The organism is Bacillus sp. WP8, from assembly GCF_000800825.1.
Taxonomy (GTDB): domain Bacteria; phylum Bacillota; class Bacilli; order Bacillales; family Bacillaceae; genus Bacillus; species Bacillus safensis.
On record NZ_CP010075.1, the window covers coordinates 359,563 to 371,165 of the forward strand.

Here is an 11,603-nt window from a genome sequence, read left to right on the forward strand (position 1 = left end):
TCTACACTGTTTGGAAATTTATATAATAAACGTCTTGATCAGGCTGCTGTGAGGTATAGCAGGTAAGCTGATAGTCTCCTTTTGGAATGGGGAAAGACAGTACATGAGCCATGACGCTTGTGATATAAACTTGATCACTTGTATGCGTAAAGGGCACTGTTATGGCTCTATCAATAGAGACTTGGGGCTCATCGCTATTTAATGTCACAATAATAGACGCCTTTCCATTATTGATTCCTTCAAAGGAAACTCCCCGATCTCCAGTTGCGAATCCTTGGAGAATGTCCTCATCTGTCCAATCAATGATAGGTGGTGTTTCGCTTCCGGTGTATACCGTGATTTGGTGGTAGGAGATAGATAGAGAATAGGTTTGATTTAAGTGGTTCATATAAAAAACTCCTTTATTTATGGGTTTTCGTTGAAACGTAAATGGTTGAAAGAGTCATTCTTGAGGAGAAAGTTAGGCAGCAAGACGATTGCAGCCGTCTTGCGCTATTTGTTGTGGGATCTAGATGTGAAATTGCGAGACCATTGCTTTTAAATCTCCTGCTAAATGGGCAAGTGCTTCTGATGAAGCTGTTACTTCTTCCATTGCAGCAAATTGTTCTTCTGTTAAACCTGCTACTTGCTGTGAATGTTCACTCGTTCGTTTAACGCCTTCTGTAATAGACGCAAAAGACTGTTTCGCATCGTTAGTATAAGCTGCGATTTTTTGTGATGCACTCGATAAATGCTTAATGCCATCTGCCATTTCTCTCATGGACTGCTGGATATCATGAAAAGATTCTTCTGTATGAGAGATAAGGACAGCCCCTTGAGCTGCTTCTTCTCTTACTTGTTTGATGGCATTCGTCGAATGAGTCATCTCTTTTTGTATTTCAGAAATGAGATGGGAAATCATGTTTGATGATGCTTGAGATTCTTCAGCGAGCTTTCTCACTTCGTCTGCGACAACAGCAAACCCTTTTCCATGCTCACCTGCCCGTGCTGCTTCAATTGCTGCATTAAGAGCTAGCAGGTTTGTCTGGCTGGCGATATCTGTAATGACTTTGGAAATATGATCAATTTCAGCTGAACGTGTTTCCAATGCTTGAATTGCTGTACCGTTTTCTTCAATTGATGTTGCAATAGATTTCATTTGTGAATGAACTTCACCGATATTGTGTACACCTTTTTGGGCCATTTCTTGTGCGAAGTGACTTCTTGAAGCCATATGTCCGGCATTTTCAGTGATGTTTGCCAGCTCGTTTGATACTTGAATCATCTTGTGCTCACTAGCTGTCATTTGAGCGGACTGTTCTTCTGAAGATTGTGCCACTTCTTGGATCGTGTGGGTTATTTTTTCTGATGCTGCACTCGTTTCTTCTGCGCTAGCTGACAGCTGTTCAGAGGATGTGGCCACTAATTCAGACGTGTTCATGACATTTAGAATCGTTTGATTTAGTTTTTCACGCATCTTATTGAAATGTCCAGCCAGATCAGACAATTCATCACCGGCAGTATCCCTCACATTGATGGTTAAATGACCTTCGCCTGCACTCTTAATGGCAGAAGCCAAATGCTTGAGACGTACCTGAATCCGCTTAGTGAAAATAGAAATAATGATGACTGAAACGATCAGACTTAACAAAAGGACGATGACAAATTGTATATAGAATGACTGAAGCATTTGTGAAATCATGCTTTGATTGGCGCCAGTATAAAAAATACCAATTGTTTCGCCTGCTTCATTTTTGATTGGCATATAAGCCGTTTGATAGTCTTTCCCAGCAACATTTGCTGTGCCGTAATAATTTTCTCCTTTATCTAAAACAGTGGTCTTCACTTCAGGAGAGACTTCAGTACCTACAGCTCGTTTCCCGTTTAACATGACATTCGTAGCAACACGGGTATTTCCTTGAAAAATCGTGATGGTATCACCGGTATATTCGGCTAATTGGTCAACCAATGCATCATGATCATTGATTTGCGTATTTCCTTTGAATAGCTTGTCCTCTTTAATCTGCCACGAGCCTGCCACTTTTTCATTTAGGTAGGCGTAGCCTAGCTTTAAATCACCTTTTGCTTTTTCAGTTGCCATTTGCTTGATGTTTTCTGTCATTTCGCGATTTACCACATAACCAACAACCGCAGAAAAGATGATGAGGACACTTAAAAAGATCAGCAAAATTTTGGCGCCTAGCCTCAGTTTTCCCTTTTTCTTCATGCTTTTTGACTCCTTTAGGTATAAGGTAGGATATCCCTCCTTAAGGATTATCGGCATGAAAAAAGTGTTTAAAATACCTGCAAGCAGTCATGTGAAAGTTTTTTTAATATAGAAAAGGGAAAGGCGGCTAATCGATGATAAATTGAATTCTTGTGCCGTCAGGATCATCCGATAATTGATGACTAACCCACGAGCCTGCGCCTCTATTATCAGAAGGGCGTACATATTTGACAGAAGCTCCACTGCCTCCTTCTTTGCACATCGCCATTGGCCATTCGTCCCGATCATACCCGCGCTTTGTTGGAATGCCATGTAGTGATCGATCTCTCTGCTCATCACTATGTTTACGGTCAATTGTACAAATGGACGAATGACCTTCATCAATGGCTTCTTCTATGTGCTTGGCTGTTTCGGGATAGCGGTCTGATGGAAAATGAATGGTTTTGTCATAAGATGAATTCGCTGTCTCTTGTTTCCCTTGCTCCAGTTGGATATAGCCTGTTGCTACACCAATGACAATCAATAAAAGCAAGAGAATCATTTTAAGAAGTTTCATAGATGCTGGCTCTCTTTCTTGTTTGCGTATTTTGTAAACAGAAGTATAGCAGAATTACTTACCAATTTCTCCTGGTTTTGAAAAAACGTCTTTTAAAATTCAAAAAACAGTTTTTACCTGATTTCTTGCTTTTCATTTTTGTAGAAATTCATAAAAATTTTAATTTTGTGGGTCAGAAAACGAATATGCTCATCCAAAATGGCTTTATCACTGCTTTTTTGGCTAATTTCAAGAATTTAACACACAGAAATTTCAAAAAAATAAAATTGACTAGACCGATCTGCTTTAATAATATGGAGTCAAATATCAAAAAATGTCGTAATTTATCAAAATATGATTCTAATTACATTGTAGGAGGGAAGTACAAATGGCGGATGTCTCATACCGGCTCGGAATAGACATAGGCGGAACATTTACTGATTTATCGCTGATAAATGAAGCAACAGGGGAGCTGACTGAACTCAAGACGCCTACAGTGACTGATGACCCAGCCCAAGGAATTATCAATGGGTTAAATCTTCTAAAAAAAAGAGGTGTTGATTTATCCAACATCCAATACCTCGTTCACGGAATGACAATCGGACTGAATACATTATTACAGCGAAAAGGAGCAGATTTAGCCCTTTTTGTGACAGAAGGATTTCAAGATATATTGTCACTTCAACGTTTACGACTACCCGTTCCTTATGACTTCAATTCTCGTTTGCCAGAACCATTGATACCACGGAAGCATGTATATCCAATCTCTGAAAGGTTGATACACGATGGTACGATCAAAAAACCTCTCCATCTGCAGCAATTAGATGATGCGGTCCAGCATGTTATATCTAAAAAGCTAGCAGGTATCGTCATTTCATTTTTACATAGTTATCAAAACCCAGTTCATGAATTACAGGCAAAAGCCTATATCAATCATCATTATCCACAGTTAGAAGTCCTCACCTCATCTGAATTATGGCCTCAAATGAGGGAATACGAGCGTACAGTGATGTCTGTTGTTAATTTGTACATTCAGCCAAAGGTGAAACAGTATTTGCAAACATTGAAAAGCCGTTTGAAGGAAGAAGGTGTACCAATTTCTCCATACATTACACAATCAAATGGTGGTTTAATGGATGCAGAAAGTGCGGCAACTTCGCCTGTTAAGACTCTCTTTTCTGGTCCGGCAGCTGGTGTCATCGGTGCGGCGAGAATTGCAGCATCAGCGAGTGAACCCAATCTGATCACTTTTGATGTTGGGGGGACGAGTGCAGATATCTCGATCATTCAAAATGGACAGCCTACAATGGCTCAATCGAATCAGCTTTCAGGCTTCCCAATTATTCTTCCATCTGTTGCGATGTATTCAATAGGAGCAGGAGGAGGTTCGGTAGCATGGATTGATCAGGGCGGACTTCTCAAAGCGGGGCCGGAATCAGTTGGCTCAAACCCGGGACCAGCTTCGTATGGAAAGGGAGAAAAAGCAGCTTTAACTGATGCGTTTCTCATATGCGGTTATCTCAATCAAGAACGTTTTGCCGGAGGACATTTACATTTACAACTGTCTGCGGCGAAAAAGGCCTTTCAGCCAATTGCTGATCAGCTCAACAAAACGGTTGAAGAGGCGGCTGACCAGCTCATTCAAGTAGCCGTAGCCAATATGTACACAGAATTAAGCAATGTGATGGAGCAGCAAGGATTTGACCCTAGAGATTTTAGTTTGCTGGCGTTTGGCGGAGCAGGACCGGTTGTGGCGAATTTCCTTGCAAGAGAAATTCATGCGAAAAATGTAGTTGTTCCTCCAAGTCCTGGTACATTATGTGCGTTAGGTGCTTTGACAGCTGATTTTATCCATGATGCGGTGCTGTCGAAGAAAATATGTTTACAAGACTATTCGATCAACCAACTAAAACAAGATTATGAGAAGCTGTCACGAAAAGCGACTGATTGGGTCAGCCAGCAGAACATTCAGCATATCAATCAGACATCCATTCTCTTATTAGCAGACGCACGATATCAAGGGCAGGCATTTGAGATTGAATTGCCATTATCGATTGAATGGCTAAAGCAAGAACAAGACATCCACCAACTCATTGAAGCCTTTCACAAATTGCATCAGCGTCAATATGGTCATAGGGATGATCAGGCAAAAATCGAGTTTACTCATTTACGCGTTCGAGTCATAGGCGAGACGCCTCCGCTGCCTTTTTCACCTGTTCATGAAAGCAGGGGACAGTCTTTTAAACCATATGAATATAGACGAATCTTTATAGAGGAAAAAGAATACGAAGCATCGGTTTATAACCGGGATACTCTGTCAGTAGGTTCCATTGTAAATGGACCTGCCGTGATTGAGCAGGATGATACGACAACATTAATTTTGCCAAACTGGACAGGCAGTATTGATCCATCAGGTAACTTAGTGATTTCAAAGGAGGCGGCTTTACATGAAAACTGACCCAGCAAAGCTTGAGATGATGCGCAGTTATTTTAATGCGATTGCATCGGGTATGGGGCATGTCATTGAACGGACGTCGTTTACGACCTTCGTCAAAGAATCTGCTGACTTTGCGACAGCATTAGCCACGCCTTCTGGAGATTTCTTTGTTTATCCGAAGACAGTGGGTGTGACGATCTTTTTAGGGCTGAGTCTAAAAAAAGCAATTGAAGCAAGCGGACCGATGCAGCCAGGAGACATTATCATCACTAATGATCCTTATACGACAGATGGTTTGGCGACTCACCTGCCAGATGTCCATATCATTAAGCCGATTTTTGTAGATGGTGAAATCGTAAGCTATGCTTGGTCTTTTGTTCATGTCAGTGATGTGGGTGGACTTGTGCCTTCGAGTATTTCACCGACAGCAACGGATGTTCATCAAGAAGGATTAAGAATTCCGCCCGTAAAAATTTATGAAGGCGGGAAAGAGAATCAGGTCGTACGTACTTTTTTAAGAGCTAACAGCCGCGCTAGTCATCTAAATGATGGTGATATCAATGCGATGATTGCTGCAGTGAATACAGCAGATATTCGGTTAAAAGAAATGATTGAGAAATTTGGAAAAAACGAAGTGAAGCAAGGAATGATAGACTTGCTGAAGCAAGCCGAGGATCGTGCTGGAAAGGTCATTGAAGCTATACCGGATGGAACGAGTGAATTTGCTGATTATTTAGATGATGATATGATTTCAGACGTCCCTATTCGGTTGAAAATCAAGCTAACGATCAAAGGCAAACGGCTGACGCTCGATTTTTCTGAGTGTGACCCGCAAGTAAAAACAGCCTTTAACCTTGTTACCAATGGTCAGAAGCATTCCTTTCTTTATCAAGGGTTGATTAATTACATCATTAGTAAGGATCCTTTTATACCGATTAATGGTGGAATAACGTATCCAATCGATGTGATCTCTCCTAAAGGAACGCTGGTGCATCCAGAATATCCAGCCTCTGTCGGGATTCGTCATTCGATTACGATGAGGCTGTACAATGTCGTGCTAGGTGCGATTGGTAAGCTGCTGCCTGAAGCAGTACCGGCAGCAGGTGCAGGTCAATCTGCCATTGTGGTTCTCTCTGTACCTGATGATCAAACGGGTGGCAGGAAAATGTCCGTTGTCGAACCATTAGGCGGAGGCGGCGGTGCTCAAAATGGTACTGATGGAGTTGACGGTATTGATCATTCGTCAGGCTTTTTGAAGAATACCCCAATTGAGAGTTTGGAACAGCATATTGATATTCATGTTCACCGATATGAGCTTCTGCCGAATACAGGTGGAGCTGGTGAAAATCGAGGCGGACATGCGATTGGTTTGGAATTTGAAATGATGAAGCCTGAATCGATGGTGACAGCACGAGGAATGGAACGGATGAAGTTTCAGCCTTGGGGTTTAATGGGCGGCCGAGCAGGAGCGGTTGGTGAGGTCAAGCTGATCACAGCTAATGGTGAGAAACAAGACCAGCCCAAAATAGATGTTCTGCGACTTGAAAAAGGCGATATCGTTCAATTGATTTCACCAAGTGGAGGCGGCTGGGGGAATCCATTTGCCAGAAAGAAAGAAAAAGTCCTTCAGGAAGTGGAAGCTGGTCTATTAAGTGAAGAAAGAGCGCTGCAGCAATATGGTGTTCAAGTGTATTTAGAGCAAAATGAATGGAAGATTGATGAGGAGCAGACGAGCAAGGTGCGTGAAAAGGCTGGTGATCCTGCAGCTAATGACGTGTGGGATTTCGGAGAACAAAGAGCAGCTTATGAGAAAGTATGGACGGACGAAGCCAGCAGTGAGCTAGCCGTTCAGCTGCGTTCCTATCCGGCTAATGAACGTACGCACTATAAACATGCAGTTCATCAATATTTCAGTCATAGAAATGAGCCGTTAACAAAGGAAGATATTACTCAAGCACTTCGTCAAATGAATGGACAAAAAGGGGGAAATGAATCATGAAAAGAAGATTAATCGCTATTGTTGCAGGCATCCTATCCATCGTTGTACTGCTGACCGCTTGTGGTGGAAATGGAAAGGATCAAGGCAAACAGCAGCAGACTGTGATTGTTGGCGTATATGGAGGCGATTGGGAAAAGAATATCAAACCAATCCTTGAAAAGTTTGAAAAAGATACGGGAATTAAAGTGCAGACCGTCTCTGGAGCGGATTCTGAATGGTTTACAAAATTAAAAGCGTCAAATGGGAAAAATCCACCATATGACTTACTAATCTTACAGCCTGACACGATTCAAAGAGGTATTGCAGCAAACGTTCTTGCGCCTATCGATGAAGATCAAGCGCCGAACGTCAAAAAGCTTTACCGTTCTGTCCAAAAGAAGCTTACTGTGAATGGAAAACAATATGCAGCAGGCTTTAGTATGGGGCAGCTTGGAATTGCTTATAGAAAAGATCTCGTCAAGCAGGAACCAAACAGCTGGACAGACCTATGGAGCAGTCAGTTGAAAGGGAAGGTAGCCATTTCATCTCCGACTTATTCAGCTGGTTTGCAATTTTTCTCTGCACTTGTTCATGCACAAGGGGGGACAGAATCAAATCCTAAGGATATTGATAAAGCATTTAAAAGTCTCGCGCAATTAAAAGGTCATGTCGCTGCTTTTCCGGATAACCCAGGATCGATTCAAACCTTGTTAGAACGTGGGGATGTCGCAGCTGTTCCCTATTGGGACGGGCGAGTATTTGCACTTGAAGAAGAAGGAATGGATATTGGTTTCTCATATCCGAAAGAAGGCGCTGTTGCAGCTGTAGCGAGCTGGGCTTTAACGAAAGGAAGTCAGCACGAAGAAGCGGCATACAAACTATTAAACTACTTGAGTGGAAAAGAAGCTCAGGAGGCTTTCTCGGAAAAATCTTATTATGGCATGTCGAATTCTGATGTGAAGTACAATGACAAGATTAAGGGGAAAGTGAAAGTTGGAGAAAATTATTACAGCAAGCTGACTTGGGTAGATTATGAAACAGCAACTTCTGAGCTGGGCAATTGGACAAATCGATGGAACGAAGTATTAGGCGGAGGAAATTAGGTGATCGCATGAGTGGAATTCATTTAGAACACATCAGTCAGCACTTCGGTGAGCAGATTGCTCTCAACGATGTCAGTCTTACTGTGAATGAGGGAGAGTTTTTCTCCCTTCTCGGTCCTAGCGGCTGCGGGAAATCAACGTTATTAAACATCATTGGCGGTTTTTTAGAACCAACAAAAGGCGTCGTCTATATTGGTGATCAGGATGTGACAGCTTTGCCGCCTTACCAAAGAAAAACAGGTATGGTCTTTCAAAGCTATGCACTCTTTCCGCATCTGACTGTATTTGATAATGTGGCGTACGGGCTTAAGGTTCAAAAGAAAAAGAAGGCGGAAATCAAAGAGAAAGTGATGGAAAGCTTGTCTCTTGTTCAATTAGAGGCATTTGCGAAACGGATGCCCCACCAATTAAGCGGTGGTCAGCAGCAGCGGGTAGCGATAGCAAGAGCGCTGGCGATTCAGCCGTCTGTTCTCCTTCTTGATGAACCGCTCAGCAACCTAGATGCCAAACTAAGAAAAAACATGCAGACAGAGCTGCGAAATATTCAAAGAAATGTTGGGATTACAACCATTCTTGTGACACATGATCAAGAGGAGGCCTTAAGCCTTTCTGATCGAGTTGGAATTTTAGGAGAGGGTAGAATTCAGCAGATTGGGACGCCTTTAGAGGTGTACCGCCAGCCAAACAATCGATTTGTAGCTGAATTCATCGGACAGGTGAATATCTTTGAGGCCGTGTACAATGAAGCTGATGCTGCATTTACGGTTCCGCATGTAACCCATTCAAACGGTCAGCATCTTCAGCTGCAGGCTGCGGCACATCAAGAGAAAAGGGAAAAGCAACTGCTTATGCTGCGTCCTGAAAGAATCAGCATCTCTTCTGAGCAGGAGGAAGTTCAGCCAAACCATGTATCTGGCGTGCTGTCAGATGTGAGTTATATTGGACATTCATTACGTTTGGTTGTGGGGCTTGAAAATGGTGAAATCATTGTCCATGCTTCTGATGCTGCATTTCCCGAGCTGCCTGAAGTTGGAGAAACCGTCCATATCCATTGGCAGCCTGAAGATATCGTTTTCTTAGATTCGAAGGTGCATACGTGATGCGAATCAAGAAAAAAAATCAACGATTTCATTGGTTTATGCTGCTGCCAGCCTGTTTGTTTCTTGTTGTATTTTTACTAGCTCCGCTTGTGATGATGCTCGTTCTCAGTTTTCGCGATGTCGATTCGATGATGAATACATTACAAACGTATAGCTTTTCTCAATATATTCATGTGTTCACGACAGATGCATATGTAAAGGCGATTGGAAGTACTGTGTGGGTGGCTTTACAGACAACGGTGATTTGTTTATTGATGGCATACCCAGCAGCATACGTGCTCGTCAAGGCACCTAATCCGCGTCTGCGGGCATTTTTCTATATCTTACTTGTGTCGCCGCTTTTGACAAGTGTTGTGATTCGGACGTTTGCATGGATTGTTCTTCTTTCGCAAAATGGTCTGATCAATGGTATGTTACTAGATTTACATGTGATTGAGAAGCCGCTCTCGATGCTGTGGAATATGAATGCGGTCATTATTGCCTATGTCCAAGTCATGCTGCCATTTGCAGTACTGCCGATCGCAACAAGTTTAACCGATATGGATCGTCACTTAAAACCGGCTTCTATGAGTCTTGGAGCTGGCCGGATTCGAACCTTTTTTCATGTCACCTTACCACTGACCATTCCAGGCATGGTGACAGGCGCGATCATCGTCTTCTCACTGGCAGCAGGAAGCTATATCACTCCGCTGTTAGTCGGCGGACGGATGCAGCCGCTGCTGCCGCTGTCAATTTATCAGCAGGTGATGCAGGTGTATAACCTGCCTCTTGCTGCAGCTATGTCCTTTACATTATTGGTTTGTGTGCTTGTGGTGGTCAGTCTATTAAGCTATTTATTGAAGCGTTGGGAGGCGAGGATGCATGCGTAAAAAGTCAATAGGTGACCGCTTGCTTTCTATCCTGATTTGGACTGCTGGGTCATTGGTTTATCTTTTTTTAACCATTCCTGTTCTTGTGATCGTCCTATCTGCTTTTAGTCCAAATGCCTTTCCTGAATTTCCACCGACTTCGTTCTCTGTTCGCTGGTTTCATGAGGTCGTGTCAAATCCAGAATGGATGGAATCGCTTCGGATCAGTGTGATTCTGCTATTCATCGTGACGCCTCTCACGGTTCTTTTAGGGACAATGGCTTCGTATGCTTTAGCAAGGCTTTCCTTTAAGGGAAAGGAAGCTGTCCAAGCTTTCATTCTGTCACCTCTCATGATTCCTCAAGTGGTGTTAGGGATTGCTATGCTTTACTTGTTTACGGCTATGGGCTTTACAGGGTCTTTGTGGGCGCTCGTCATTGGTCACGTCATCATTGGTTTTCCCTATGTGGTTCGAACGGTAGGTGTGAGTGTTTCGAATTTAGATCCGCGTCTTGAGCTGGCTTCAATGAATCTTGGCGCAGGACCCATTCGCACGTTTTTTCGAGTCACATTGCCTTTGATTAAGCCGGGAATCATTGCAGGCGGAGTGTTTTCAGCTGTGACGTCATTTGGGGAAATATCGATCAGTTTGTTCGTTTCCTCACCTCAAACCATCACAATTCCGGTCAGGACCTTTAATTACATTGAGCAGACCTTTGATCCAAGTGTCAATGCGATATCTGTCATATTTATTATCATTTCTATCATTGCGCTGCTCATTATTGAGAAAACGATTGGTCTGTCTAAGGTGATGTAAATATAATGAAGAAACAAGGAGTTGTCATTTGAAATGGCAGCTCTTTTTTTTGTTGTTTTTACAGTAAAAAAATTCATTTTTTTAGGGAATGTAGTTCTTAAGATTTAAGAATTTGCGGGAAACGAAAGGAGACCTCTATCCTAGATTTTCGGCCATATTTTCAATATTTAAGGGAAAATATGAAATTTTTGCGGTATTTAGTCGATTATTTTCGGTTGAACGCAACTATTATTAGTTATTTTCGGTAAATATCGTCAATTATCATGTAAACCCTTCGGTATAACGCATGAATCTTTACACCCATTTTTCGGTGAAAAAAACAATATTTTCATATAAAGTGGACGTAAATAGAAAATATCTAAAAGAAAAGAAGAAAAAGGCAAATCTATGGAAACATAGAGACGCAAAGCCATGTCCTAAGGTAAATGATTCTTTTTTTGCTAAGGTCGGCAGGCTACCGAATCAAAATGGGAGTCCCTCCGTTTTATTCGGGGTGGGCTCCTTTTCTGTTAAAGCGTCTATTTTAATGAAATAGACTTGGTTCTTTTGATATAGAGGGTGCAGGGTGAAATTGGTGGA

The 11,603-nt window shown here is 42.3% G+C and carries 9 protein-coding genes and 1 riboswitch; of the genes, 6 read left to right on the forward strand and 3 right to left on the reverse strand.

The annotated features are described in order from the left end of the window. Position 1 precedes the first annotated feature (1 nt). The 3 genes from QR42_RS01905 to QR42_RS01915 all read right to left on the reverse strand — a co-directional run bounded on the left by QR42_RS01905 (position 2) and on the right by QR42_RS01915 (position 2,762). Complete coding sequence (locus QR42_RS01905; protein WP_039176405.1) at positions 2 to 388, reverse strand: competence protein ComJ; 387 nt, start codon at positions 386 to 388, stop codon at positions 2 to 4. A gap of 120 nt (positions 389 to 508) precedes the next feature. Further along, the gene (locus QR42_RS01910; RefSeq protein ID WP_039176408.1) at positions 509 to 2,206 is read right to left on the reverse strand and encodes a methyl-accepting chemotaxis protein; all 1,698 of its coding nucleotides are present in this window, start codon (positions 2,204 to 2,206) and stop codon (positions 509 to 511) included. Between the two features lie 127 nt (positions 2,207 to 2,333). After that, a complete protein-coding gene (locus QR42_RS01915; RefSeq protein WP_039176411.1) occupies positions 2,334 to 2,762 on the reverse strand; it encodes a NucA/NucB deoxyribonuclease domain-containing protein in 429 nt (142 codons plus the stop codon). 367 nt (positions 2,763 to 3,129) lie between these two features. On the opposite strand from QR42_RS01915, the gene QR42_RS01925 reads away from it, so the two are divergent. The 6 genes from QR42_RS01925 to QR42_RS01950 are packed head-to-tail and all read left to right on the forward strand — an operon-like array spanning position 3,130 to position 11,024. Next, a complete protein-coding gene (locus QR42_RS01925) occupies positions 3,130 to 5,199 on the forward strand; it encodes a hydantoinase/oxoprolinase family protein (protein WP_039176415.1) in 2,070 nt (689 codons plus the stop codon). Continuing rightward, the gene (locus QR42_RS01930; RefSeq protein ID WP_039176418.1) at positions 5,189 to 7,177 is read left to right on the forward strand and encodes a hydantoinase B/oxoprolinase family protein; all 1,989 of its coding nucleotides are present in this window, start codon (positions 5,189 to 5,191) and stop codon (positions 7,175 to 7,177) included. The genes QR42_RS01925 and QR42_RS01930 overlap by 11 nt, the downstream gene beginning before the upstream one ends. Then, a complete protein-coding gene (locus tag QR42_RS01935) occupies positions 7,174 to 8,259 on the forward strand; it encodes an ABC transporter substrate-binding protein (RefSeq protein ID WP_039176421.1) in 1,086 nt (361 codons plus the stop codon). Before QR42_RS01930 ends, QR42_RS01935 begins: the two co-directional genes overlap by 4 nt. 8 nt (positions 8,260 to 8,267) lie before the next feature. Further along, positions 8,268 to 9,359 carry an ABC transporter ATP-binding protein gene (locus QR42_RS01940; RefSeq protein ID WP_039176424.1) on the forward strand — a complete coding sequence of 364 codons (1,092 nt, stop codon included), beginning with the start codon at positions 8,268 to 8,270 and terminating at the stop codon, positions 9,357 to 9,359. Next, positions 9,359 to 10,228 (forward strand): ABC transporter permease, encoded by an 870-nt coding sequence (locus QR42_RS01945; RefSeq protein ID WP_039176427.1) that lies wholly within the window; start codon positions 9,359 to 9,361, stop codon positions 10,226 to 10,228. Before QR42_RS01940 ends, QR42_RS01945 begins: the two co-directional genes overlap by 1 nt. Then, positions 10,221 to 11,024, forward strand: a complete 804-nt coding sequence (locus QR42_RS01950; protein WP_024424298.1) for an ABC transporter permease — start codon at positions 10,221 to 10,223, stop codon at positions 11,022 to 11,024. Before QR42_RS01945 ends, QR42_RS01950 begins: the two co-directional genes overlap by 8 nt. A gap of 368 nt (positions 11,025 to 11,392) precedes the next feature. Further along, positions 11,393 to 11,486: riboswitch (cyclic di-GMP riboswitch) on the forward strand. Positions 11,487 to 11,603: the final 117 nt, after the last annotated feature.

Excerpts from the sequence above, each read along its gene's own strand:
- QR42_RS01915 (WP_039176411.1), bottom strand. The coding sequence starts at position 2,762 with ATGAAACTTCTTAAAATGATTCTCTTGCTTTTATTGATTGTCATTGGT.
- QR42_RS01925 (WP_039176415.1), top strand. The coding sequence starts at position 3,130 with ATGGCGGATGTCTCATACCGGCTCGGAATAGACATAGGCGGAACATTT.
- QR42_RS01945 (WP_039176427.1), top strand. The coding sequence starts at position 9,359 with ATGCGAATCAAGAAAAAAAATCAACGATTTCATTGGTTTATGCTGCTG.
- QR42_RS01935 (WP_039176421.1), top strand. The coding sequence starts at position 7,174 with ATGAAAAGAAGATTAATCGCTATTGTTGCAGGCATCCTATCCATCGTT.
- QR42_RS01910 (WP_039176408.1), bottom strand. The coding sequence starts at position 2,206 with ATGAAGAAAAAGGGAAAACTGAGGCTAGGCGCCAAAATTTTGCTGATC.
- QR42_RS01950 (WP_024424298.1), top strand. The coding sequence starts at position 10,221 with ATGCGTAAAAAGTCAATAGGTGACCGCTTGCTTTCTATCCTGATTTGG.
- QR42_RS01940 (WP_039176424.1), top strand. The coding sequence starts at position 8,268 with ATGAGTGGAATTCATTTAGAACACATCAGTCAGCACTTCGGTGAGCAG.
- QR42_RS01930 (WP_039176418.1), top strand. The coding sequence starts at position 5,189 with ATGAAAACTGACCCAGCAAAGCTTGAGATGATGCGCAGTTATTTTAAT.
- QR42_RS01905 (WP_039176405.1), bottom strand. The coding sequence starts at position 388 with ATGAACCACTTAAATCAAACCTATTCTCTATCTATCTCCTACCACCAA.